The sequence below is a fragment of the Alteromonas sp. 4NH20-0056 genome (assembly GCF_057539655.1).
Map to the genome: position 1 here is coordinate 356,875 of NZ_BAAJLS010000001.1, position 23,969 is coordinate 380,843.

Sequence of the window (23,969 nt, forward strand, 5' to 3'; positions counted from 1 at the left end):
CACTCCTTCCCTCTTAAAGAGGCCACCAAGACGATGAGAAAAACTTAGCAAGCCAGCCTTTTTCTTGTGCTTTCGCAAAGGTGCCTGTGCCGCTATATTGGATGCGAGCATTCGCAATTTTTGTCGACATAACTTGGTTATCAGGGTCGATATCAAGCGGTCTTATAATTCCGGTTAAACGAATATATTCATCGCCATGATTCAACGTTATCCATTTTTCGCCGCGTATGACTAAGTTGTTGTTCGGCAGCACATCTACCACCGTCACCGTAATGCTTCCTTCTAAGCTATTACTCTGATTAGCCGCTGCGTCGCCAGAAAAATCGTTAGACGAGTTAAGGCCAAGCTGCACCGACTGTCCGCCAATGTTAATTGCATTGCCGGACAACCCGGTAATAGGCTGAAGATCGGCTGTTGTTTCTCTCGACGTGGTGGTATTCGCCGATTTCGTCGCCGCGGTATTTTCACTTAGTGTAACAGTGATAATGTCGCCGATTTGACGTGCAGTAACATCCGAATAAAGGCTATTTGCGAGGTGGGCGCGATACAATGAACCGTCTTCAACCACCCGTTGCTTCGGGTAATCCGGTACAACCGGCGCAAATGACGGGTCGTTAGCTTGCACTGGCGGCTCACTCGTGCTTTGACAGCCAACAGTAAACAGCACTAGAAAAAATAAGCCTACACTACGCATAACTTCACCTATTAAAGCTGTTGAATAACTTGTCCAAGCATTTGGTCAACAGAAGAAATAACTTTAGAGTTCATTTCATAAAGTCTCTGGCTTTCAATCAGGTTGACCAACTCTTCCGTTACGTTCACATTCGACGTTTCTAGCGTGCCTTGAGAAATACTTCCCAAGCCCTGAAGACCAGGAATACCTTGGATAGGCGCACCACTTGATGCCGTTTCGACGAACAAGTTTTGTCCAATGGGTTGTAGCCCTGTTGGGTTAACAAAGTCTGAGATGTTCATTTGCCCCAGTAACTGAGGTTCAGCCTGACCTCTTATACTCACGCTTATTTGGCCATCTTGGGAGATGGTGATTTGCTGAGCATCTTCTGGTACTGCTACTTGAGGCTGTAACAGGTAACCCGCACCCGACGTAACGATTTGACCTTGATCGTTAAGCGCAAACTGACCATTTCTCGAGTACGCTGTCGTACCGTCTGGTTGCAAAATTTCAAAGTAACCGCGACCTTGTATAGACATGTCTAAGGCATTGTCTGTCGACAATAAGTTACCTTGCGTATGGGCTTTTTGGGTCGATACTACTTTTGAACCAGAACCAAGCATTAATCCAGAAGGTAATTCGGTATCTGCTGAGGAACGACCGCCAGGCTGGTTGATGTTTTGGTACAATAAGTCTTCAAAAATCGCGCGATCTTTTTTGAAGCCAACGGTAGACGCATTCGCCAGGTTGTTTGAAACAACCGCAACATCGGTTTGCGCCGCGTCCAATCCTGTTTTACTAATCCATAAAGCTGGATGCATAATAACCTCCTGACGTCACGCTATACGCAACGTTACCGTTAAATTATAAAATTCTCAGCAGCGTGTTGCCGCGTGTATCAAGCTCTTCCGCTTGTTTCATGACTTTTACTTGAAGCTCATAGTGACGCTGTAGGCTGATCATACTGACCATCTCGTCTACCGCATTAACGTTAGACCCTTCAAGCATGCCAGACATAAGCTGTACATTACCGCTAGCCGGGGCAATTGAACGGTCTTCCATTCGAAACAAGCCATCATTGCCACGTTCCATATCTGCATAATTTGGACTGACTAACTTAAGACGCCCAACTTCTTCAATGACATTCGCAGGTGCCCCGAGTTGACGCATTGATAAAGTGCCATCTTTAGCAATATTCAAGTTGTCTAAAGGGACGGGTAAGAAGATAGGCCCGTTGTCTCCCAATACCATTCGGTCATGAACGTCTGTCAAAATTCCGTCATCACCCAGCTTGAAGTTACCATCTCGAGAGTACGCTTCTTGGCCATTTTCATCCTGAACGGCAAACCAACCATCACCTTGAATTGCAACATCAAGGTCTCTCCCCGTTTGGATCATAGGACCAGATTCATAGTTATTTGCTGGGCTTTCTGTCATAGAGAAAACGCGAGTCGGCAAACCTTCGCCGTAAGCCGGCATTGACCTTGCCTGCTCTAGCTGAGCACGAAAACCTGTTGTCTGCGCGTTCGCTAAGTTATTCGCCCTTATCCCCGTACCTAGAAGGTCTTGGGAGGCGCCACTTGCTGCGATATAGAGAAGTTTGTCCATGACTGACTTTTGACTCTGTTTAAACCATACCTGTTGTTTTGCAAGGCTGATGCCAACATGCGAGTCACGTAAGAATTGAGGGAAGTAAGAGAGGTCGCATAAGAAAAAGCCGCAGCGATGCTGCGGCTTTTAACTACGTTAGTTGCGTTATCTAATATTCAAGATTGTCTGGTTAAGCTGGTTGTTTACTTCCAGAGCTCGTGAGTTCGCCTGGAAATTCCGTTGGGCAATAATCATATCGATAAGCTCTGTTGTAAGGTTCACGTTAGCTTGTTCAAGCGCTGATGAATTAATTTCACCAAACGTACCTGTCGTTGCTTCGCCCGCTAGCGCTTCACCAGAAAGAATACTTTCTTTCCACTGCGTACTGCTTTCTTGCGTTAAACCTTGTTCATTTGAAAAGCGAACCAATGCTACGCGGACAATAGGCTCAGAGGTTCCGTTTGAGAACGTTGCTCGAACTAACCCATCAGGCCCAATATCAATACCGGTTAATCGCCCAACAGGCAGACCATCTTGCTCTAATGAGGTTACTTCAAATGCAGACGCAAATTGAGTTGGCTCATTAGGCGTTGCACTTGCCGGGTCTAAATTAAAATCAACACTTATCTGCTGCGTGGGATCTGAGCCGTTTGACAATACGGTAGCACCTAGCGCCTCTGTCTGTAGTTTGAAATCAAGGGTTGATAATCCATCCGGCGTTTCTACACCAACAAAGTCACCACCTTGTGAAAATATCAACTTTGATGCGGTAACAGCGTTACCGGTGTTGGTACCTACGGTATTAGTTGCTGTCGCAGGGTCGGTATCAGCGCCGGTTGAATCAACCATATCAACTAAGTTGTCATCTACCGCTGTTGCAACATACCACTCGTTATCCACACCCGGCGTATTATCTTTAATAAAGTAATACGTCATCACGTGACTATCACCTAGCGAGTCATAGACGGTAACTGATGTTGCCGCATTATAGGTAAGAGGGTCGTCTGGGTTGAAATCAGCAGGATCTAGGCCTTGATCACCAGCAGGTAGATTCATTCGAATATCAACTTCAGAGGTTTGCTGAGGAGACCCCGATGAATCAGGAATACGAACTGGCTCTGTTGTACTCAATGCAACTGATGCACTTGTACCATCTGCGTTAACCGGAAAACCAAGTAAGTTATCGCCGCTACTGTTTACCACAAAGTTATCATTATCAAGCTTGAACTGTCCCGCTCGAGTAAACGAGAAATCTCGTGATGTAATTTCTGGCACTGTTGCAAAAAAACCGTTACCTGTAATGGCCAAATCAAGCGAGGTATTAGTAAACGCTAAACTACCTTGAGAAAACTGCTGGGCAACTTCTTGTGTTAATACACCGTCACCGACTTTGGTTTTGCCGCCTGCGAGCAACGAAGCCGCGTAAACGTCACCAAACTCAGCGCGCGACTCTTTAAAACCAACCGTATTGACGTTTGCGATGTTATTCGCGGTTACATCCAAATCTTTTTGTGCGGCAGAAACACCGCTAAGTGCAATATTAAAAGACATTGTTTATTCTCCTGCTAACTGCCGATTTGAATGACGTCATCAAGATTGATACTGACATCACCATCCAAATTCAAAATTACGCCCTGACCGCTGCCGGCCAAACTAACGCTTCCTACATGACGATTTACTGCGGTTGAAAGCTGTACACCTTCGCCATTTAATTCGCCTGTAGCATTAATGACATATTCACCGGGAGGCATGTCGTTACCTTTGGCATCTTTGCCATCCCATTTAAACTCGACGTTACCGGCGGCTTGTGTGCCAGCATCGATGCTTTTAATGACTTCACCAAATTGGTTTTCGATGGTGATCGTCATGTTTTGAATCGTTTTTTCGTTCACCACAACACCTGAGACACCCTCGCCCGTTGCTCCCATGAAACCAACGTTACCTTGTACTAATACGTTTTGGCCTATAAGGCTAGATGCTTGCAGCGCTTGGTTAGATGTCATTGATGCAGCGAAAGCTTCAAACTTTCCATTGAGCTGTGAAATACCATCAGCCATGGTGAAAGACGTCATCTGCGCAACCATCTGGTCATTATCAACAGGTTTGGTCGGATCTTGGTTGGCTAATTGTTCAGTCAACATCGAGAAAAAATCTTCCTGGGATAACTGTTGCTCAGTGCCGTCTGCTATTTTTACGGTCTCTTCCTGCCAATAAAGGTCGGTATTAAGACCCGTGTTGTTAACTGTATTCACTGTAAAATCCTCGATTTACCTAAGCGGCAAATTATTGCCCTTGACCCAACTGAAGCACACGCCTGAAAATACGCTTAGTGGTATCGGCAACTTGAACATTGGTTTCATAGGCTTTTGATGCTGACATCATGTTAGCCATTTCTTCCACGATGTTGACATTTGGCTTGTAGATAAACCCTTCGGCGTCAGCCATAGGATTATTTGGCGCATATTCCACTTGCAGCGGTGCATCACTTTCGACAATTCCCTTTACTTGGACACCCACGCCGCGCGACTGGTCCTGCATTGCGCGATTAAGCTCTGCGGCAAACACGGGATGACGAGCACGGTATGTTTCGTCATAGCTACTGCTTACTGAATTAGCGTTGGCAATGTTGCTTGCCGTTGTATTCAAACGAACATTTTCCGCTTCCATACCGGTACTTGAAATTGACATTACATTAAATAAACTCATGACTATTGTCCTCCTGCCGCACCAAGTGCTTTTTTCATGCCTTTGATTTTGCCGTTTAGGAAGGCGAGGCTTGCTTGGTATCGCAAGCCATTGTCCAAGAAGCGATTACGCTCGGACTGCACTTCAACCGTATTCCCATCGCCGGTGTCTGGTTGTGTTGGGACGCGGTATTGCAAATCAAAATTCGATGCAACAGACGTACTGCTGCCTTTTAGATGCTTTTCATGGGTTCTATTTAAGTGTCCATCTGTGGTTTTAGTTGTGCCACCTGAATTACGCATCGCAGCTTCCATCGCCTTGTTAAAGTTGATGTCTTTCGCTTTATAACCCGGCGTATTAGCGTTTGCTAAATTGCCGGATATAACTTCCATCCTTTCAGTGCGAATGGTCAGTGCGTTTTGATGGAATCCGACAAGCTTGTCGAGATTAATAGCCATAATAAAACTCCAGAACCCAATTGTGTTGATGGGGTATCAACCAATATTTAGTTATCTTGAAGATTTATTAGCAAATGAGATGCCAAGAGTGATTAAATTGGATAGATGAAAAGTGAAAGTGTGATAAGTTTTTAAAAAAAATGCATTTAAAGCATCGACTTGCAGCTATTTCTTTTGATAAAACAAACCAGGGTTACATTTAACCATGCTATAGCGATCGCTCGCAGAGCTTATAGATTCTGACGCTCCGAGGAAGAGAATGCCGTCAGGTTGCAGTTGCCCGGCAATTTGTTGCAGTATCTTTTGTTTTACGTCACCTGAAAAGTAAATGAGTACATTACGACAAAACACGATATCGAAACGGCCGAGCGATGCATAACTACTCAGCAGGTTAATGCTTTTAAACGTTACCATGCGACGCACTTCGGACTTTATTTGCATTTGACCTTTGTCGGCTGTATCAAAGAACGCCTGCCTGCGCTGCGGCGACAATCCGCGGGCTAACGATAACTCGTCATATACTCCTTTCTCGCATTTGGCTAGCATTTCAGATGAAAGATCCGTTGCTATGATCTCTACGCCATTTTTGAGTATTCCAGGCTTTTGCCGTTGAAACTCAAGCAGTGCCATTGCAATCGAGTATGGCTCTTGGCCAGACGAACACGCGGCACTCCAAATACGCAGCTTACGGTTTTTTGACGCTAACTCAGGGATAATCCTAGTTTGCAGTAAATTGAAGGGATACGTATCACGAAACCACAAGGTTTCGTTAGTCGTCATCGCATCAATAACGCTTTGAAGTAATTTACGATCGTATCCGCGAACGACCGTCTCGATAAGGGCATCAGTGCTATCGAATTTGTGCACGTGCAACAACGAAGCGAGACGACTTCGCACTAGGTACTGTTTATTCTCGCCAAGTACGATGCCGCATTGCTGCTCTAAGAAGTGCCGAAACTTGACGTAACTTTCCGGCGAAACATCTTTGCTATTCAATCCCTGAGAGCTCCGTTATTCACTATCTATCATTAGCCACTTCTGAACCGCTGTGGCAAGTTCATCTGGGTGGAATTTTGCAATGAAGTCGTCTGCGCCAACTTTCTGTACCATTGCTTGGTTGAAAACACCGCTTAACGACGTGTGCAGAACAACGTGAAGTTTTTGCAGCTCTGGCGTGTTTTTTATCTCTGCAGTAAGGGTGTAGCCATCCATCTCTGGCATTTCAATATCCGAGACCAATACCCCCACTCTATTAGTGATATCACCATACTCTTCGGCAATTTCTTTTAAGCGGTTTAACGCCTCTAGCCCATTCTTCGCAAGCTCGATTTCAAGCCCCAACGATGTCAGTGCTTTTTTAACCTGATTTCTAGCCACGGCTGAATCATCGGCGATAAAAATTATTTTATCTTCTTTTCCTTCCGTAGTGAGTCCTTCGGCAACTTCCGAGCTTACTTCTGCATTTAGCGGAGAAATTTCGTTTAATATTTTTTCAACATCAAGAATTTCGATTAGCTCATTTTCAACTTCGGTGACTGCAGTAAGATAGCTAGCGCGACCTGTTCCTTGCGGCGGAGGCATGATTGCATCCCAGTTAGTATTGATAATACGTTCTACAGCACCAACCAAAAAGCCTTGCACTGAACGATTATATTCAGCAATGACGATAAAAGACGTAGAGAGGTTTTCAATGCGCTTTCCGCCTGTTGCCATACTCAAATCGATGACTGAAATAGTCTGTCCTCGGATGTGAGCAACCCCACGAACTAATTTATTAAGTTTAGGCATTGATGTAAGGGGTGGACATTGGAGAACTTCGCGTACTTTGAATACGTTTATTCCAAAGCGCTGCCTTCCGTTTAATCTAAATAACAGCAGCTCAAGTCGGTTTTGACCCACTAACTGCGTGCGTTGGTTAACCGAATCTAAAATACCCGACATATGTCACCTCTTTTCGATACTGGGCACGATCATTGCCTTAACTAGTTACGCTAGACAATATCACTAAAATGTTGCAGGTCAAACGCCAGAAAAATGACGCATAACGCGTTAATACGTGAGAAAGCACAACAAAAAACGCGACATGGCCGCCTGCTTTCTGTCATAAGCATAGACAATAACTCGCTAACTGAACACGAAAAGTAACTATGAATAAACTAAAAATCACAAATAGTCTCTTAAAGTGGCAACGCTACTCGTTACTTTTAACGTTGACACCACTCTTTTTTTTCCAGCACGCCATTGCTTCAACAGTGCACGAAGACGTTGAAAAAGGCGCTGAAGAATACCTGCTAGCGGCGCTTCAACATGATGACGCGGATACTAACATCGGTATCAATATTGTGAAGATAGACAATAGGATAAATATTCCAGCTTGTCATGAGGGATTTCAATACCACGCATCAGAGGAATCACTAAAACAATCATACGTGTCGGTAAGAGTAAGCTGTAATGATAATGATTGGTATCTGTTTACCAGCGCTCATGTTGTCAAAACCCGCAAAATTGTCGTTGTCTCTGGTGCAGTAAGCCCTGGTACAGTGCTTACTCCCTCGAATCTTGCGTTTTCAGATGTGGATGTCCGAAGGTTAAGACACTCGACATTCGCCAGTGTAGATACACTCATTGGCGCAAGGATTAAGCGGAGAATTACGGATGGCCAACCGGTACAAGCAAATATGCTATGCTTTGTTTGTGAAGGTGATAGAATTACCATCACAGCAGCCATCGGCGGAATGTCTGTGAAAACATCAGGGATAGCTCAGCAAGATGGCGTTATCGGGGACCCAATAAAGGTGCTGAATACGAGCAGCAAAAAGACCGTTATCGCTGAAGTCGCCAGCGTTCAAGAAGTCGTGATACACTTGTAATTCGACGCGCTTAAATAACTACGTTTTCGTTAAAGAAATGACTAAAGAATTCGTACCGTCGGCCGATATATTAAATTGAGGCGAAAAGGTAGTGGAGATATACGATGGCAATTAATAATATTAACAATGGGTTACCAAAAAACCCCGTTGATAATTCAAAAGTTGCGCAACAAAATCAGACGCAACAGTCGCAGCAACAAGCTGCGAGTTCTGCGCAAACAGCGCAAGCGCCGCGTCAAGACTCTGTGTCGTTGACACAATCTGCGCAGCAGCTAAATCAGGTCCAGAAGAAAGGCTCTGAAGCACCGGTTAACCAAGAGAAAGTCGACCGTTTAAAGAAAGCAGTTCAAAACGGTGAATATCGCGTTAATCCTGAAGTACTCGCGAATAAAATAGCGAAACTAGAATCAGAAATATTTGGTCAGAAATAGGTCAACGCATGTCAGACGCACTTCATGTTTCATTGGAACGGCAAGTTCTCAATTTAGAGAACTTGTCTTTAATGCTAGAAAATGAATTGCAGCATATTAGTTCTCGCGACGCAGAGCTTTTGATGGCGTTACTAAATGACAAATCCGCATTACTTGAAGACATCCAATCACTTGATGAGAAAATAGCACCACTTCATCGTGCCGCTATCGAAGAAGGCATGGACGATTCAACTAACGAACTAATATCTAAAGCGCAAACGCTTTTGGATGAATGTAAGTACCGCACCCAAGTCAATCAAAAAGCCGTAGAGCAAGGACAGCTTCGCCTCAACCATTTACGGAACTTGATGATGGAAGTGCGTGCTAAAGAGTCTCTCACTTATGACAAAACCGGCAAACCTAAGGGTGGCCAGTTAGGGTCAGGCGTAAAAGCCTGAGGTTACTAAGATACCAATCTCAAAAAAAGCGCATGATATGCGCTTTTTTAATAGTGGCATTAATTTACTTTCTACGCATAACACGCTTTTTAATAATACTTCACTGCTCTAATACGCTTTGGCTTCGCCATCGTTAGGTAAATATCGTAAACACGCTGCATATCCAACGAAAGCTCGGTAGCGTAAGTGTCTTCACCAACAGGATAGCTTTTGACAACCTCAGCCCCTCGAATAACACCGTCAACCGATGCTTTAAGCACTTCATTATCTATTACTAGGTTGGAAATCGATTGCTCGCCAGATAGTCGCTGGCCATACACCTGTTCGGCTAACTCGCGATAAGCCTCAAGTTTTGAGGCTTTAACTGCCATGAGCATTTTTTCCGTCTCGGTTTGCCCACGCTGGGTGGCGATTGGCGCATACCCCACAGCGCTTAGCATGGGATACTGTTCAGGTTCAACCGTCTCCCACTCAACGTGCTTGTCTACTATCGAACTACAAGCGCCTAAAATGGTACCCATCGCTACTAGGCATAATGTGTAGCCTATGCGACGTCCATTGCGGGGGTTATTGCCTGATGGTTTTGTTCGTTTGAAAAAATTCATAACAACCTCAATAGTAGATCGCAGCCGACGTTCAATTCGCCGCGTCTCTTTATTCGTAAATGCCATTCGTGTGGCGCCGTTTAACCCATTTCCTCGAGCCAAAGAAAAATCATTAGCGGCGCTATCAGATATTAGTTTGCAACTTACATCGCAGTTATCTTTGCAAATATCTTTGCAAATTTCGCACCATTTGATGCAATTACCGCGAATATCATTGGGTAGAGGATAGATTGAATACATGGCACTTTTTTCGCATACATTTTATCAAGCAGAATATCAGCACGTCGCAAGTCATATCGCCGCTTGCAAAATAAGGCAGATAATTGACGCATGTGATAACGCCGAACCTCGATAGGGTAGATTTACCGGTTTTTACCATGTAAAGCACCAGCGGCGTCACTGCTTTATCTACTATTTGGATACAACTTCGCTTATACGATGGGTTAACGTAACTTATGCAACTAACGCAACCAATATTATCAATACTGCCAACACCGCCAATGCAACTGATAAACCAAAGCATTAAAACGGCGCTATTTTGCCTATTGTTTGCAACGTCTTGGCAAAGCGATGCCGCGTGGTATGAAGCTAAAGGGCAAGCGGTAATCGTGGATGGAAATAAAACCGCAGCCAAAAAGAACGCGACCGAAGAAGCGCTTCGTCAGGCGCTCTTATTTGCAGGAGCATCAGTATCAAGCGTCCAGCACCTTACCGATGGATTGTTAAATGACGAGCGTTTACTCATGACGGCGAGTGGAGAGGTCCATCAACTAGAGTTAACCGATGAGGTATGGCATAACGATTACGTCACTATTGCCGTAAGAGCTGATATTACACCTAACGCAACGGTGTGCGCCTCCGAAGACGACCTAAAGAAAATATCGACAAGCCATTTTCGTGTCGAGAACACATCGCATTTGCTTGACGGTGATTTAAGACAATTCTCTAGCTCGTTAACGCATGAGTTAACCCATCTGATCAATTCACGAAATAACAATCTACAGATTGCACACATTGAGCCATATACCTTAAATATTCAGAATAAAGATCGTCCCTATCACATGAGAGCACTCTCGAAAAAGGCGAATACGCAGTATTCATTATATGGTGAAATCAATGACATGAGTGTTGTTCGAGAACCTAGTTCGTCTCTTGCGTTTTGGAAAAGCGATAATGCCACTCGTTATTTTTCACTTTCGATCGAGGTATATGACGCAATGAACGGCGGGCTTTTACTACAAAAGCATTATGATATGAACGCTGAATGGGCGTTTGATAAATTCACAAAGATAAATACGAAAAGCGCTAAATTTTGGCAATCTAGTTTTGGAACATCATTGTCAAAGACGTTAAATAATGTGGTCACTGACATGCAAGAAGCGCTAACATGTCAGCCTTTGACAGGTCATGTGGTTAGTGTAAACAATGACAATTTATCTATATCACTAGGGCAAGATAATAACATTCAAGAAGGTGACACACTTACTCTGTACCAAGTAAAGCAAGTTATTGATAGTTCTGGCACGTCATTCTTACAATACTCACTTTATCCAGGCGAATTTAGCGTACTTCGCGCCTACAGTAATTCTTCTACTATTGTGCATAAAGCGGGCGGCGTTATCGCCAATATTCAAGAAAACGATTTTGTAGTGAAGCGGTAAAATAAGTAATAACCTTTTTAATAATGTTTTTTATGAATAAGGGTTAACGTTTCAAAGAAGTTCGTATAATGTAAACGGCGCTGTCCCCATAGTTTAACTGGATAAAACAAGAGCCTCCTAAGCTTTAGATCTGCGTTCGAGTCGCGGTGGGGACGCCATTTGGAATAAAAAATCATACCTTAGTGAATTCTAGTGACATACCTTGTCGCACTTTTCAGGCCATTTATCGCGACATTCATACAAGGATCACGTTTTTCGTCCTCTTGATAGCTAGTTTTTGAAACGCTGATCGTTTTTTTTCAATTTTATACGAAAGTATAAGCACTTAATTTACAACGTTTTTTATTTTGACATAAAAATAAATAATCAATTAAAACAATACCATAAAAATTCCAATTGGAAAAAAAACCTCATTTAGACATACCCGCAAGCCATAGCGTATAAGTTTACATACTTTTCATTTTGTCAAGTCATGTGGTTGAATAAATCCGGCATCGCGGTAGATAGATAGATGCCTTGTAACTGTATGATTAAAAGATACTTATAAAGTACGTAATACCATGTTGATCAAACAATAATAATTTTCAGGATATAATAATGAAAAAACGTATAATTTCTCTTGCGCTATTATCAACAATCTCTGCGACAACATTTGCTGCTTCTAGCACTTTCCAAGCTACGGTAAATGCAATTTCAGACGCTGCCATTGCTCAAACTACAGCACTACATTTTGGTGCAATGCAACCAACTGCGGGTGCAGTTTGTACAATGGACAACGCTGGCGCTGTAACCGGTAACTGTGATGCCGCGAACGCAAATATTGCGATCGGTCTGATCACCGTTTCTGGTCTTATTGCAAACGTACCACTAAACGTAACGGTAACTGGTGCTTCAGGTACTAACGTAACCTTCGCATCAACGTATGATATTAACAACGCGACAGGCACACATGACGCTATTGTTGATGGTACGCAAACAGCCGTAACAACAAACGGCTCTGGCGATAACCTAACTATCGACGTATACGGTAGCATGACAGTAGACACTGCCCTAACACCAGGCGACAGCTACACGGCAGCCTACACAGTAGATGTTACATTCCAGTAATACTGGTATAGTGGGCGTAGGTAAATGCGCCCACTTATTTGTTCGTTTAGCAGTAGAGTTATCCCTATGTCCCGCACCCGCCATTTTTTTGTTTTTTTGACTCTTTTTATTTCATTTTTTCTTTCGAATAGCGTTAATGCAAACGTTGCGCTATCAAAGTTCAGAGTTTTTTTCGACAGCCAATCACGGACCGATTCACTTCAGCTCCGAAACACGGGTTCAAGCGACATAAAGTATTCAGCAGAACTGGTGCTAAACGCGATGACCGAAGATGGCACAATTTATTCAGTAAGCGAAGACTCGCTTTCTGCCCAAAAATTTATACGATTTTCTCCTAAGCGTGGCACAATCAAGCCAGGTGAAAGACAAGCGCTGCGATTTTCACTACGAAAACCAGCAAATTTGGAAAATGGCGAATATCGCGCTGTTTTACGTTTGATCACCGAGCTAGCACCGACTGAGAGCGGGAACGTTAACTTGGCGAGTAAGCTGGCATACAATGTTCCTATTATAGTAAGGCACGGAGAAGTTTCCGTTATTTCTAATCTAGAGACCCCTACCACTGTTATGCACAACGGCCAGCCCCACATTCAGGTTTGGCAAACGCGCTCCGGCAATCGTTCTATATTTGGCAATTTTATTGTCGAAACACCAGACGGTGAAGAGTTAGGCGTAATTAATAACGTTGCAGTTTATCGCCCATTGGAACGCAGAAAAGTGCTAATCCCTTTAACAAAAACGGTTAAGGGCCCAGTCATTATTCGATACACTGAAAATAAAAAATTTGGTGGCGATACTGAACTGTCGGTTGCGCATACGATAAACTAAACAAGCACTTATGTTCGTTCGGGGACTTTTACTCTGCCTGCTCGCGCTCCCATTATTAGCGCGAGCGGATAACTGCGCCTCCCCTACCGCATCCTACGCACCGCTTAATGACGACGACTTTTTGATTAGCGTAATGCGAGTAAATGGTCGTCCGGTCTTTGATGGCCTTGATGTATATAGAGTAAACGATCGCTTACTTATTCCTGCATCTTTAGTGTCCGATACCTTATCGTTAGGTTGGGATATCAATATACCTGCGTCCGTTGTTTCGTTTGAAGGAAGCGAAAAATTTTGCTCATTCTCACTTAATTTTGAAAAGACGAATACCAAAAATACACCTTCAGAGCTATTGTGGAGCGCAGATGATTTTGATATTTACATCGATATTGAATTTTTATCCATAATACTTCCTATTGAGTACGAATTTAATTTTTCGTTGCTCCATCTAAATATAACAAGTAGCGAACTTGGTTATGACGACTACAGTGAGGACCCCACCGTCATCCCTACCTTTTTTAAGCGCGAAAATATCGTTGCCGAGCGTGTTATTGATGACAATTATCAGTTGTATACTTCACCACTTATCAGCTATCGCTTAAGCGCTCAAAAAGATAGCGAAAAACAAGAACGGTTATCGACAAACATCAATGCAGGTTTCGATTTGTTCAACCATGCGGCGAATTTTAGGGTGAGTAGAACCGGTGATAACAGCCTCCATTTCTTGCGTTTTTCTCGCACCTTTGCCGACATGGCCAGTGCAGTAAGTAATAGGGGTCTAACCTATGAGTTCGGCGATATTCAATTATTTGGGGATAACTTAGTTACGAGTCCAAACCAGTCACTCGGCTTTATTTTTCACAACGGTGATACGCGGGGACAACGTAACTTCTCTAAAACCACTATCGAGGAATTTGTCTTACCAGGCTGGCGAGTTCAATTATTTAGGAACGGTCAGTTTATTGATGAGAAGTTCAGTGATGAACAAAACAAAGTGTTGTTTGAGGATGTGGATACGTTTTATGGTGCAAACCTCTTTGAACTCAAGCTTTACGGTCCGGAAGGGCAACAAGAAAGCCGTACACAATCAGTAAACGTAGGCGAAGACCAAGTACAACGAGGTGACATCGATTTCTTTGTAGGAGCAAGCGACCGACACTATCGCCTTCTTGATGGGGAGGTATCAGAAACTGGGTTAGGCAAGTCTGCAATTGTAAAATTAGGCGTTGGACTTTCAAACTCGACATCAATATCAGGGACAGCACAGCGATTATGGATTGATGACTCACCCGCGTCCTACTTTACCGCTTCTTTAGATACACAACTTTCGGGGTCCGCACTTAATTTATCGTTAACAAAACAAAGCAACGAAGGTTTTGCTTCCTTTTTGGGGTGGAACGGTCGAATTGACGATGATGTTGTTTTTACGCTATCAAACAGATATTTCAATGATTTTACTAGCGAAAGGTATAATGACGCCGTTGGGCTAAAAAGTGAAACTATCGCCCGTTTTAACGGCCAGTCTGAACTATGGGGACGATTTGGTTGGAACAGTAGCGTTTCATTTCGATCGTTTAACGAACGAGAGGATCAGGCTTCATTAAGTCTCAACGTGAACAATAACCTTTTGGGCGGGACATTTTCTGGCGGCATAACCGTTACTGATAATACGACACAACGCGTAAACGGGCGCCTTTACTACTCTAAACAGCTAGCGGAATGGCAAATAGCAAGCGCATGGGACTTTTATCCGTCCGAGCAATTTGATACCGAATCCTTCTATGTCTCACTACGCTGGCCCTATTTACTGTCTCAACATCGAGAGACACGATTGCAGTACCGTGCCAATGGCGCACAGAACATTGAGCTGCAACACCAACATAACTGGGGGTTCGATTCGATAAACGTAGGGTTAGGCGCCAGTATTGCAGAGGGAGGAAGCTGGTCGGTAAACCTCTCATTTACCGGTAATATTAACTATAACCCCTATACTCGCTCCCTTAATTTAGATAGAGCAGCCGGTGCCGCAGCTGGGCGGATAGATGCTTTTACGTTTTTTGATGCGAACCGTAACAATCAATTTGATGACGAGGAGTCTGCACTGGAAGGTGTCATGTTCAAAGGTAACTCTGTTTGGCGAGATGAAAAAACAAATATCGATGGTCGGGCAAGGCTTATTACTAACCATAGAATACAATCTGTCGCGATAGAGCCATCGTCGTTACCCGACCCTTTTATGGTCGCCGCCTATCAGCGAACAGATATTAATACCCATAGCGGCGGCGTGAGTCACATTGCACTGCCGGTTCACGCGGTAAACGATGTAGAGGGTACAATTTATCTTGTAAGCGCAGATAACAGTAGAGGTGCACCAAACCTATTGATCAACATCCTTAATACGAATAATGAGCTTGTTGCACAAACTAGGACGGAAAGCGACGGATACTTTTACGTTAGTCAGCTGCCGCCAGGCGAATACAGTATGTCGGTAGACCAAGAATACCTTGAGCGCAATGCACTCTCTATTGATAGCGAGCAGCTATCGTTCGTTGCGCCTGAAGAGGGCGATGCCATTTTTCTAGATGATATTAAACTAGTTAAAACTATAGCCCCTGCTGACCATTTGGAGCAATGGAAAGACGTGGCAATTGTTGACGCCACAATAAAATACGAAATTCAGATTGGCATATTTAGGCACGCGAGATCAATTTATGAAGTCATCAAGCACCTCACCGCGCCACCTACATCAATGCAGTATTATCGTAATCATGATTTAGCAATGACGTATGTTACTGTGGGCGGCTTTGCTGATTTAACCAATGCCAATGCATACTTAAACGCCATTAAGACTCATCCCGCGTTTAACAATGCATTTGTCAGCCCGGTATCTCGCTATCATGGCAAGCAATGGCGAAAAGAGTCCGTCTATTTTGATATTCAAGAAAAAATAAAATCTTCGTCTGAAGCACAGTCTAACTACTACTCGTCAGTGCTATGTCAACTTTCAGCATATTATTCTCTAAGCTCTATCAATCCGCGGATACTCACTTCACACCCTGAGTTACTGTTGGTTCCAAACACACAGCAAGATGCTACGTTCTACCGTTTACTTGCGCCGCTTAATGAAAACAATGAATGTGATGATAAGTACATTGACCATGAATATCGTCAAGGCCCAATGAAGGTTAATACCGCATCAGTGATGCACAGCCACGGGTAAGATAAATCCTCTAACTTACCAATTTATTGAAAATTGACGTTTACTGTATAGCTTGCTTGATAGGTGTTTGAGGCTTGAAGTGCAGATAACACCTCGAGATTGCCGTATATTGTAATACTAGTCCCTAAACCGCTTTGTGTCGTCACTACTGACACAACCTGATCGCCATCATCGTCGGTTGTCTCAACGCTATTAATCGTTATCGCAGGTTGAAACTTCAAAACGCCGTTATTTGACCCAACAACCTCTATTTGATACTGCTGATTCTCGACTAAACCGGAAATATCAATAACACCGACGGCAATGCTTGCGTCTGTGCCAGCACAAGAACCAGAAACCGTTCCTGTGCTGTCTAACGTACATGCTGACCCTGCGCTGTTAACTATCGTGCCGAAATGCAACGCGCTCGCTTCGCTAATGCTTGGTTCATTGTGCGCCACTACCGTTGCTTGAAACACGGTTGAGGCTCCAAGAGCGACTCCGGATAACAAACAAGAGGATAAAATGACGTGTCGAATGTTCATGTTCTCACATCGTAGCGTTAAGTAATGATGAGTATAGCGTAAATTTTTTGCACTGCCGACTATGTACATTCAGTTTTTTCGTAAAAATAGACGAGTTAGACAAAACACGCCTAAAGCCAGCCACATCACAATGCTTCATTATGGTTCCCTTCGAAGAAAAAGTAATTTTTCTAACGTTAAACCCTCTTTTATAGTCAATGCGTACTTAAACTTATAGCTCAATGTTTTAGTTTGTATTGTAATTTGGACCATGAACATTAAACTTTGCTATCGGTTATATCCATGTCATCAACTCAATAACGAAATTTAGGGAGGTCAGCGTGAATTACGAAGTAGAAGATGTCGATTCGTTTTTTGAGGAAATGAAAGACGTAAAACCCATTAAAACGAGTAATACTGCACAGCTGCATACCCCAGAAAGCACGATAGAGCAAAAAAGAAAGCGTGCTCAGGCACACGCAAGTATAAGAGATGCGTTACTCAATCCACTTAGTATGGAGTCGGCTAAACCCATCCCTCCAGATGAGTTTATTCTGTATCAACAGCCTGGGATCCAAGATGGTGTGTTCAAAAAACTCAGGCTTGGAAAATACCCAATTGAGAACAAAATATCGCTCAAAGGCATGACGCTCAAAGAAAGTTGCGATCGAATATACCAGTCAATAAAACAAAACCATAAGCGCGGAGTAAGAGCCTTACTCATTCAACACGGACGAGGCGAGAACAGCAAACCTTTTCCAGGACTAAAGAAAAGCTATGTTAATCAATGGCTAAGAGAATTGGATGAGGTTATTGCGTTTCACACTGCCCAGCCGATACATGGCGGCTTTGGGGCCACTTATGTTCTGCTGAAAAAGCATCCAGACCAAAAGCTAATTAACAGAGAGAGCAACAGTAGAAACAAACGATAGGGATATCAGTAACGAAAAAAATGCGTTTTGAGGGGGGATAATGCCAGTAGACACGTAGACTACTGGCATTAAATTATTTTTTCAGACTACTTAACTGAATATTGCGCGACGTATGTTGTATAACTTTCAGCTGATTTTGCAGAAGAACTAAATACTGCAGAAACGAACATCAATACCACGGCTATAGCAACACCGGTTAAGCCAAACCCTTTTGAAGAACGATTCATTGGTCGTCTCTTATTATTTCTCTGACAACGTTTAACGCGTCAGTACACCTCGTAACAGAACTCCTGTAACCAAGCTGCATTCCCTGCAATCCCTACAATAGATCAGACACTTAGCGAACACAAGCATACTGTACAAAAAATGTCACATTTCCTGTCTCGTTCGCATCTTTTATGTGGGATAAGCTACCTGCTGCCCCTATAGCGAAGCAACCGGTAGCGATTTAGCTGATATTACCCTACAAAACGGCGCGCATTACGGAATATTCGCATCCACGCACCATCTTCTTGCCAGTCATCTGGGCGCCATGAATTTGCCACTGCTCTAAAGACGCGCTCCGGGTGAGGCATCATAATAGTGCTACGGCCATCCGATGACGTTAACCCTGTTATCCCTTGTGGCGAACCATTTGGATTAGCAGGATATTGCATTGTAGGCTGTCCGTAGTTATCAACGTAGCGAAGCGCAACTTGCGGTGCCACCGACGACAATGCGCTATCACTAGCAAATTCTGCCTGACCCTCTCCGTGAGACACAGCGATAGGCATGCGTGAGCCCGCCATACCATCAAGCAAGACAGACGATGACTCCATCACCTCAACCATTGCTACACGCGCTTCAAAACGTGCCGATTGGTTGGTGACAAAGTGAGGCCAGTGTTCAGTACCTGGGATAAGTGATTTCAAATTAGACAGCATTTGACACCCGTTACAGACCCCTAGGCTGAACGTGTCAGGGCGAGTAAAGAAGCCTTCGAACTGATCACGCGCCATGTCGTTAAACAGAATAGATTTCGCCCAACCTTCCCCAGCACCTAATACATCGCCGTAGGAGAACCCGCCACATGCGGCTAACCCAGCGAATTCCGTTAAAGTTACGCGGCCGGATAATATATCACTCATGTGGACATCGATGGCATTAAAGCCAGCACGCGTAAATGCGGCAGCCATTTCCAGGTGAGAGTTAACCCCTTGCTCACGCAAGATAGCGACACTAGGTTTTACACCTTTAGCGATATATGGTGCGGCAATGTCTTCATTTACGTCGTAGGACAAGGCTACATGCAACCCCGGATCAGAGGCATCTTGTTTCGCACGATGCTCTTGTTCTGCACAGGCCGGGTTATCACGAAGCTTCTGCATCTCTAACGTGGTTTGCGCCCACACAGTGCGCATCGCGACTCGACTATCGCTTAATATTGCAATACCGTCTTTTTCAAACTCAATGGTGTCAGTACTGTTTAACGTACCTATATCGTGGGTAATTTCGCTAAGGCCATGCGCCTCAAGTACAGCATCTGCCGCGTGTCGATCGGCATCGAGTACTTGAATAACACCACCTAACTCTTCGTTAAACAACAACGAAAGCGTGCTACCTTCTAAGCTATCAAGCGTGGCGCTCACGCCAACTTTACCCGCAAAGCTCATTTCTGCAATGGTAGCAAACAAACCACCGTCTGAACGGTCGTGGTAAGCTTGGATAAGGCCTTTTTCCACTAGCGATTGAATGGCATCAAAATAGGATTTTAGTCGTTCCGCAGAGATTACATCCGCAGGAACATCACCTAACTGTTCGTACACTTGGGCCAAACAGCTGGCGCCAAGTCGATTTTGCCCCTCACCCAAGTCAATGAGTAGTAACCGACTGTCGCCTTTATCGGTGCGAAGTTGAGGAGTGACGGTTTTGCGAATATCCTTTACGGCGCCAAATGCGGTAATAACCAATGACAGCGGTGACGTAACGGCTTTATTTTCGCCGTTCTCTTCCCACGCTGTTTTCATCGACATCGAATCTTTACCCACTGGAATAGTAAGTCCAAGCTCAGGACAGAGCTCTTCACCTACCGCCTTGACAGCTTCATACAATCCGGCATCTTCGCCTGGATGTCCAGCAGCAGCCATCCAGTTCGCAGATAGCTTAATTCGTTTAATATCACCGATATTAGAGGCAGCGATATTAGTGAGAGCTTCGCCCACTGCCAAACGTGCTGATGCACCGTGAGACAATAGCGCAACAGGCGTTCGTTCGCCCATCGCCATCGCTTCACCATGATAGGTATCAAACGCACTTGCCGTCACCGCCACATCAGAGACGGGCACTTGCCAAGGACCAACCATTTGATCGCGACTCACTAAGCCTGTTACCGAGCGATCGCCAATGGTAATAAGGAAGGTTTTTTCTGCAACCGTCGGAAGCGATAATATACGCTGCGCTGCATCAGAAAGCGTAATACCTTCTTCATCGAATGCTGTACCTTGAACAGACAATGACGTCACGTCTCGGTGCATCTTCGGCGGCTTGCCTAATAATACGTCTAATGGCATATCAATAGGCTTATTGTCGAACTGGCTATCATTTAAATGCAAGTGAGGGGCTTCAGTCGCCTCTCCTACAACCGCATAGGGTGCCCGTTCACGTTTACAAATTGCTTCAAACACGGGTAAGTCTTGTGGCGCTACTGATAACACATAACGCTCTTGCGATTCGTTGCACCACAATTCAAGCGGTGTCATTCCAGGTTCATCTGACAACACATTACGTAGTTCGAACACACCACCGCGCTCGCCATCATTGACAAGTTCGGGCAAGGCATTAGATAAGCCACCTGCGCCGACATCGTGAATAAATTGAACCGGATTATCGTCACCCATTTGCCAGCATGCATCAATCACTTCCTGACAACGGCGCTCCATCTCTGGGTTGTCACGCTGTACCGACGCAAAATCCAAATCTTCATTCGATTGCCCAGACGCCATTGAAGACGCTGCGCCACCACCCAGTCCGATATTCATGGCAGGCCCGCCAAGCACGATAAGCTTCGCGCCCACCGTAATTTCGCCTTTTTCAATATGCTCACGGCGAATGTTACCCAAACCACCTGCCAGCATAATTGGCTTATGATAACCGCGAACTTCTACGCCGTTAAAACTGTTAACTTCTTGCTCGTAAGTACGGAAGTAGCCTAATAAATTAGGACGACCAAATTCATTGTTAAATGCTGCGCCACCGAGAGGACCGTCAACCATAATATCAAGGGCATTCACAATACGCTGTGGTTTCCCATATTCACGCTCCCACGGCTGCTCTGCGCCAGGGATACGCAAGTTAGATACCGTAAAACCGACTAACCCAGCTTTGGGTTTTGAACCACGCCCCGTCGCGCCCTCGTCGCGAATTTCACCACCCGAGCCTGTTGCTGCTCCTGGGAATGGTGAAATAGCCGTAGGGTGATTATGTGTTTCAACCTTCATAAGAATGTCGATATTCTCATGATGATAATCGTACTGGTGTGATTGAGGATTAGGGAAGAAACGGCCAGCTGGCCAGCCTTCCATTACTGCGGCGTTGTCTTTGTACGCTGAGTAAACGTGGTCAGGAAGCAACTCAAACGTATTTTTGATCATTTTAAACAAGGATTTATCTTGCTCTTCACCGTCAATCGTCCAACTTGCGTTGAAAATTTTGTGACGGCAATGTTCAGAATTAGCTTGAGCGAACATGTAAAGCTCTACATCGGTAGGGTTGCGCCCTAAACGAGTAAAACTATCAAAAAGATAATCAATTTCATCATCGGCCAGCGCCAAGCCCAACTGTCTGTTCGCATCAACAAGTGCAGACTTTCCAGCAACCAGTACGTCAACAGTAGCAAACGTTTTCGCTTCGGCTTGCATAAACAAAACTGACGCATCACTGGTTTCTTTAAATACCGACTCTGTCATTCTGTCGTGCAAGAAACCAGAAACAAGTGCAAATGTGTCTTCACTCAGCGGTGATTCTGACTCTACATAATACGCTACGCCACGTTCAATACGGCTTATATTACTAAGATTACAATTATGAGCAATATCAGTAGCTTTTGAAGACCATGGCGATATTGTGCCAGGACGTGGCGTGACGAGGAAAAGGGTTCCAGAGGGCGATTGAGTTTGTCTGGCAGGGCCATATTTTAGCAGCTTTTCTAATATTTCCATTTGCTGCGTAGACAAATCACCGTCAGAATCGACTAGGTGTACATATTCACTGTAAAGGTTTTTAACCTTAATGCCGGATTGACCCAGCTTTGCAATCAGTTTAGTTTGGTTAAACTCTGATAGTGCAGGAGCGCCTCGAAGGACCAACATATTGCTTTACCTGGTTGTTTAGAAACAACGACCACTAAAGGGACGCGTGCCTCTTTAATTGATGAATATTTCGGCGCGGATTATAGATGAATTATCACTCGTTGGTAACCTGCATCCATCCGTAACCCGACTTTTTTTTTAAATAACCTTAATAAAATAGTGAAAGACTGAAGATATGCGAATATTGGTATACAAAAAGCGATTCATTTGTAGCGTTGTTATCGCTTTATGTATTCTATTAACAAGTTGTGGTGTCCCTTCGATCCCTAACGCCCTGGCAACATTGCTTGAAAGAAAAAGTATAAAAGTGGGAACCTTATATGGAGCTGCAACTTACTATAGTGGCGCAGACGGGCCACAGGGTTTTGAGTATGAGCTATTAGCTGGCTTTGCTGACTATCTAGGTGTAAAGCTTGACCTGTATCCATTTTATTCATATGACGCAATGCTTTCACAGCTCGAAGAGGGCCATTTAGATATTGTCGCTACGGGCGATGCCATAACAGGTGACTTTGAACAACGGTTTTCATTTGGCCCTGCCTACTTAGACGTTAAACAATATCTGGTTTATCGTGCTGGTGATGACCGCCCAAACCGCATTGAATCGCTTCCCGCACCTATTGTGACGATTTCGGGTAGCAGCCAGGCCTATTTGCTTGCCAGTGTCGACACCGATGGTGACGTATTCATGGTCACTACCGATGAATCAGATGCAGAAGAGCTTCTTCAGGACGTGGCTGAAGGTAAAATTGATTACACCATTGCTGATAGTAATCGCTTAGCGCTTCAACGGCGGAGATATCCAAACTTAGCAACATCACTTACCATGGCAGAAGCCATGCCAATGGCCTGGGCAATGCCAAAAAAGCAAGATGATTCGGTGAAAGCCGCGCTCATCGAATACTTTGGCACCGTTCACCAATCAGGTTGGTTTACGGTGTTGGAAGAAAAGTATTTCGGTCATATTCGTCAATTTGATTATGTCGATAGCCGTGCGTTTAACCAGGCGGCGGAACAAACTCTTACCCGCTATAAATCTCTATTCGAGGATTATGCGGGAGAACTTGACTGGCGGCTTCTCGCCGCGATGAGCTATCAAGAGAGTCACTGGGACCCTGACGCCGTATCGAAGACAGGTGTACGCGGTTTGATGATGCTTACGCTAGCAACCGCAAACGATTGGAAAGTAGAAGATAGAACTGACCCAGAACAAAGCATTCGCGGAGGGGCTCGTTATTTTGCCAGCCTGCTCGGTCGCATACCTGCACGCATTGAGAACCCAGATAGAATTTGGATGGCAATGGCGGCCTATAATATCGGTATGGGGCATTTGGAAGATGCGAGAGTATTGACACAACGACAAGGTGGCAATCCCGACCTATGGGTCGACGTGAAGCAACGCCTTCCTCAACTTAGGCAAAAAAAATATTATAGAACAACCCGCTATGGTTACGCGCGAGGCGATGAAGCGCTTCAATATGTCGAGAATATCCGTCGATATTACGACAGCCTAGTGTGGCTCAATGAACAAGGAAAAATTTAATATCATCATCTTGAAAATTGTCATTTAGGTGTCATTTATTACACGTAGCATAGTTGCTTAACTAGAAATTGCGGTAATCAACA

General features: G+C 44.3%; 22 protein-coding genes and 1 tRNA gene. 10 read left to right on the forward strand and 13 right to left on the reverse strand.

Annotation, left to right across the window (positions count from 1 at the left end):
- Nucleotides 1-13 precede the first annotated feature (13 nt).
- The 9 genes from flgH to AC27EZ_RS01680 all read right to left on the reverse strand — a co-directional run bounded on the left by flgH (nucleotide 14) and on the right by AC27EZ_RS01680 (nucleotide 7,347).
- Entirely contained in the window at nucleotides 14-694 is a 681-nt protein-coding gene (gene flgH / locus AC27EZ_RS01640) for a flagellar basal body L-ring protein FlgH (protein WP_487133637.1), read from the reverse strand.
- An 11-nt stretch (nucleotides 695-705) separates the two neighbouring features.
- Complete coding sequence (flgG, locus tag AC27EZ_RS01645; RefSeq protein ID WP_421133859.1) at nucleotides 706-1,494, reverse strand: flagellar basal-body rod protein FlgG; 789 nt, start codon at nucleotides 1,492-1,494, stop codon at nucleotides 706-708.
- Nucleotides 1,495-1,537: 43 nt separating this feature from the next.
- A complete protein-coding gene (locus AC27EZ_RS01650; protein ID WP_421133858.1) occupies nucleotides 1,538-2,281 on the reverse strand; it encodes a flagellar basal body rod protein FlgF in 744 nt (247 codons plus the stop codon).
- A gap of 147 nt (nucleotides 2,282-2,428) precedes the next feature.
- The gene (gene flgE, locus AC27EZ_RS01655; RefSeq protein WP_487133638.1) at nucleotides 2,429-3,814 is read right to left on the reverse strand and encodes a flagellar hook protein FlgE; all 1,386 of its coding nucleotides are present in this window, start codon (nucleotides 3,812-3,814) and stop codon (nucleotides 2,429-2,431) included.
- Nucleotides 3,815-3,828: 14 nt separating this feature from the next.
- Nucleotides 3,829-4,515 (reverse strand): flagellar hook assembly protein FlgD, encoded by a 687-nt coding sequence (locus AC27EZ_RS01660; RefSeq protein WP_487133639.1) that lies wholly within the window; start codon nucleotides 4,513-4,515, stop codon nucleotides 3,829-3,831.
- 31 nt (nucleotides 4,516-4,546) lie between these two features.
- The gene (flgC, locus tag AC27EZ_RS01665) at nucleotides 4,547-4,969 is read right to left on the reverse strand and encodes a flagellar basal body rod protein FlgC (RefSeq protein ID WP_487133640.1); all 423 of its coding nucleotides are present in this window, start codon (nucleotides 4,967-4,969) and stop codon (nucleotides 4,547-4,549) included.
- Nucleotides 4,970-4,971: 2 nt separating this feature from the next.
- On the reverse strand, nucleotides 4,972-5,406 hold the full coding sequence (flgB, locus tag AC27EZ_RS01670; RefSeq protein ID WP_487133641.1) for a flagellar basal body rod protein FlgB: 435 nt from the start codon (nucleotides 5,404-5,406) through the stop codon (nucleotides 4,972-4,974).
- Nucleotides 5,407-5,571: 165 nt separating this feature from the next.
- The gene (locus AC27EZ_RS01675) at nucleotides 5,572-6,402 is read right to left on the reverse strand and encodes a CheR family methyltransferase (RefSeq protein ID WP_487133642.1); all 831 of its coding nucleotides are present in this window, start codon (nucleotides 6,400-6,402) and stop codon (nucleotides 5,572-5,574) included.
- A gap of 15 nt (nucleotides 6,403-6,417) precedes the next feature.
- Nucleotides 6,418-7,347 carry a chemotaxis protein CheV gene (locus AC27EZ_RS01680; protein WP_487133643.1) on the reverse strand — a complete coding sequence of 310 codons (930 nt, stop codon included), beginning with the start codon at nucleotides 7,345-7,347 and terminating at the stop codon, nucleotides 6,418-6,420.
- Between the two features lie 206 nt (nucleotides 7,348-7,553).
- On the opposite strand from AC27EZ_RS01680, the gene flgA reads away from it, so the two are divergent.
- The 3 genes from flgA (at nucleotide 7,554) to flgN (ending at nucleotide 9,144) form a co-directional block, all read left to right on the forward strand.
- Nucleotides 7,554-8,276 (forward strand): flagellar basal body P-ring formation chaperone FlgA, encoded by a 723-nt coding sequence (gene flgA, locus AC27EZ_RS01685; RefSeq protein ID WP_487133644.1) that lies wholly within the window; start codon nucleotides 7,554-7,556, stop codon nucleotides 8,274-8,276.
- Between the two features lie 104 nt (nucleotides 8,277-8,380).
- On the forward strand, nucleotides 8,381-8,707 hold the full coding sequence (flgM, locus tag AC27EZ_RS01690; RefSeq protein ID WP_487133645.1) for a flagellar biosynthesis anti-sigma factor FlgM: 327 nt from the start codon (nucleotides 8,381-8,383) through the stop codon (nucleotides 8,705-8,707).
- 8 nt (nucleotides 8,708-8,715) lie between these two features.
- Complete coding sequence (gene flgN / locus AC27EZ_RS01695) at nucleotides 8,716-9,144, forward strand: flagellar export chaperone FlgN (RefSeq protein WP_487133646.1); 429 nt, start codon at nucleotides 8,716-8,718, stop codon at nucleotides 9,142-9,144.
- Between the two features lie 89 nt (nucleotides 9,145-9,233).
- On the opposite strand, the gene AC27EZ_RS01700 is transcribed toward flgN, so the two are convergent.
- Nucleotides 9,234-9,665, reverse strand: a complete 432-nt coding sequence (locus AC27EZ_RS01700) for an LPP20 family lipoprotein (RefSeq protein ID WP_487133988.1) — start codon at nucleotides 9,663-9,665, stop codon at nucleotides 9,234-9,236.
- Nucleotides 9,666-10,204: 539 nt separating this feature from the next.
- On the opposite strand from AC27EZ_RS01700, the gene AC27EZ_RS01705 reads away from it, so the two are divergent.
- The 5 genes from AC27EZ_RS01705 (at nucleotide 10,205) to AC27EZ_RS01725 (ending at nucleotide 16,562) form a co-directional block, all read left to right on the forward strand.
- Entirely contained in the window at nucleotides 10,205-11,410 is a 1,206-nt protein-coding gene (locus AC27EZ_RS01705; RefSeq protein ID WP_487133647.1) for a flagellar assembly protein T N-terminal domain-containing protein, read from the forward strand.
- Nucleotides 11,411-11,492: 82 nt separating this feature from the next.
- A tRNA-Arg gene (locus tag AC27EZ_RS01710) sits at nucleotides 11,493-11,568 on the forward strand.
- Nucleotides 11,569-12,007: 439 nt separating this feature from the next.
- Nucleotides 12,008-12,517, forward strand: a complete 510-nt coding sequence (locus AC27EZ_RS01715; RefSeq protein ID WP_487133648.1) for a hypothetical protein — start codon at nucleotides 12,008-12,010, stop codon at nucleotides 12,515-12,517.
- Nucleotides 12,518-12,541: 24 nt separating this feature from the next.
- Nucleotides 12,542-13,345 carry a fimbrial biogenesis chaperone gene (locus AC27EZ_RS01720; protein ID WP_487133649.1) on the forward strand — a complete coding sequence of 268 codons (804 nt, stop codon included), beginning with the start codon at nucleotides 12,542-12,544 and terminating at the stop codon, nucleotides 13,343-13,345.
- A gap of 10 nt (nucleotides 13,346-13,355) precedes the next feature.
- Entirely contained in the window at nucleotides 13,356-16,562 is a 3,207-nt protein-coding gene (locus AC27EZ_RS01725) for a carboxypeptidase-like regulatory domain-containing protein (protein ID WP_487133650.1), read from the forward strand.
- 23 nt (nucleotides 16,563-16,585) lie between these two features.
- Here AC27EZ_RS01725 and AC27EZ_RS01730 read toward each other — a convergent pair whose 3' ends face one another.
- Nucleotides 16,586-17,086, reverse strand: coding sequence for a hypothetical protein (locus tag AC27EZ_RS01730; protein WP_487133651.1), 501 nt, complete (start codon nucleotides 17,084-17,086; stop codon nucleotides 16,586-16,588).
- A gap of 320 nt (nucleotides 17,087-17,406) precedes the next feature.
- Between AC27EZ_RS01730 and smrA the strand changes: the two genes are divergently transcribed.
- On the forward strand, nucleotides 17,407-17,997 hold the full coding sequence (gene smrA, locus AC27EZ_RS01735; RefSeq protein WP_487133652.1) for a DNA endonuclease SmrA: 591 nt from the start codon (nucleotides 17,407-17,409) through the stop codon (nucleotides 17,995-17,997).
- 86 nt (nucleotides 17,998-18,083) lie between these two features.
- Here the strand turns inward: smrA and AC27EZ_RS01740 are convergent, their stop codons facing one another.
- Together AC27EZ_RS01740 and purL are read right to left on the reverse strand one after the other, a co-directional pair.
- On the reverse strand, nucleotides 18,084-18,224 hold the full coding sequence (locus AC27EZ_RS01740) for a hypothetical protein (RefSeq protein ID WP_487133653.1): 141 nt from the start codon (nucleotides 18,222-18,224) through the stop codon (nucleotides 18,084-18,086).
- Between the two features lie 231 nt (nucleotides 18,225-18,455).
- Complete coding sequence (purL, locus tag AC27EZ_RS01745) at nucleotides 18,456-22,343, reverse strand: phosphoribosylformylglycinamidine synthase (protein ID WP_487133654.1); 3,888 nt, start codon at nucleotides 22,341-22,343, stop codon at nucleotides 18,456-18,458.
- Nucleotides 22,344-22,518: 175 nt separating this feature from the next.
- Here purL and mltF point away from each other — a divergent pair, with 175 nt between their 5' ends.
- Nucleotides 22,519-23,886 (forward strand): membrane-bound lytic murein transglycosylase MltF, encoded by a 1,368-nt coding sequence (gene mltF, locus AC27EZ_RS01750; protein ID WP_487133655.1) that lies wholly within the window; start codon nucleotides 22,519-22,521, stop codon nucleotides 23,884-23,886.
- The last annotated feature ends 83 nt before the right edge of the window (nucleotides 23,887-23,969 follow it).

Bases quoted from the DNA above. Each gene is read 5' to 3' on its own strand.
- flgH (WP_487133637.1), bottom strand. From the start codon at position 694: ATGCGTAGTGTAGGCTTATTTTTTCTAGTGCTGTTTACTGTTGGCTGT.
- flgG (WP_421133859.1), bottom strand. From the start codon at position 1,494: ATGCATCCAGCTTTATGGATTAGTAAAACAGGATTGGACGCGGCGCAA.
- AC27EZ_RS01650 (WP_421133858.1), bottom strand. From the start codon at position 2,281: ATGGACAAACTTCTCTATATCGCAGCAAGTGGCGCCTCCCAAGACCTT.
- flgE (WP_487133638.1), bottom strand. From the start codon at position 3,814: ATGTCTTTTAATATTGCACTTAGCGGTGTTTCTGCCGCACAAAAAGAT.
- flgC (WP_487133640.1), bottom strand. From the start codon at position 4,969: ATGAGTTTATTTAATGTAATGTCAATTTCAAGTACCGGTATGGAAGCG.
- flgB (WP_487133641.1), bottom strand. From the start codon at position 5,406: ATGGCTATTAATCTCGACAAGCTTGTCGGATTCCATCAAAACGCACTG.
- AC27EZ_RS01680 (WP_487133643.1), bottom strand. From the start codon at position 7,347: ATGTCGGGTATTTTAGATTCGGTTAACCAACGCACGCAGTTAGTGGGT.
- flgA (WP_487133644.1), top strand. From the start codon at position 7,554: ATGAATAAACTAAAAATCACAAATAGTCTCTTAAAGTGGCAACGCTAC.
- flgM (WP_487133645.1), top strand. From the start codon at position 8,381: ATGGCAATTAATAATATTAACAATGGGTTACCAAAAAACCCCGTTGAT.
- flgN (WP_487133646.1), top strand. From the start codon at position 8,716: ATGTCAGACGCACTTCATGTTTCATTGGAACGGCAAGTTCTCAATTTA.
- AC27EZ_RS01700 (WP_487133988.1), bottom strand. From the start codon at position 9,665: ATGGGTACCATTTTAGGCGCTTGTAGTTCGATAGTAGACAAGCACGTT.
- AC27EZ_RS01705 (WP_487133647.1), top strand. From the start codon at position 10,205: ATGCAACTAACGCAACCAATATTATCAATACTGCCAACACCGCCAATG.
- AC27EZ_RS01715 (WP_487133648.1), top strand. From the start codon at position 12,008: ATGAAAAAACGTATAATTTCTCTTGCGCTATTATCAACAATCTCTGCG.
- AC27EZ_RS01720 (WP_487133649.1), top strand. From the start codon at position 12,542: ATGCGCCCACTTATTTGTTCGTTTAGCAGTAGAGTTATCCCTATGTCC.
- AC27EZ_RS01725 (WP_487133650.1), top strand. From the start codon at position 13,356: ATGTTCGTTCGGGGACTTTTACTCTGCCTGCTCGCGCTCCCATTATTA.
- AC27EZ_RS01730 (WP_487133651.1), bottom strand. From the start codon at position 17,086: ATGAACATTCGACACGTCATTTTATCCTCTTGTTTGTTATCCGGAGTC.
- AC27EZ_RS01740 (WP_487133653.1), bottom strand. From the start codon at position 18,224: ATGAATCGTTCTTCAAAAGGGTTTGGCTTAACCGGTGTTGCTATAGCC.
- purL (WP_487133654.1), bottom strand. From the start codon at position 22,343: ATGTTGGTCCTTCGAGGCGCTCCTGCACTATCAGAGTTTAACCAAACT.
- mltF (WP_487133655.1), top strand. From the start codon at position 22,519: ATGCGAATATTGGTATACAAAAAGCGATTCATTTGTAGCGTTGTTATC.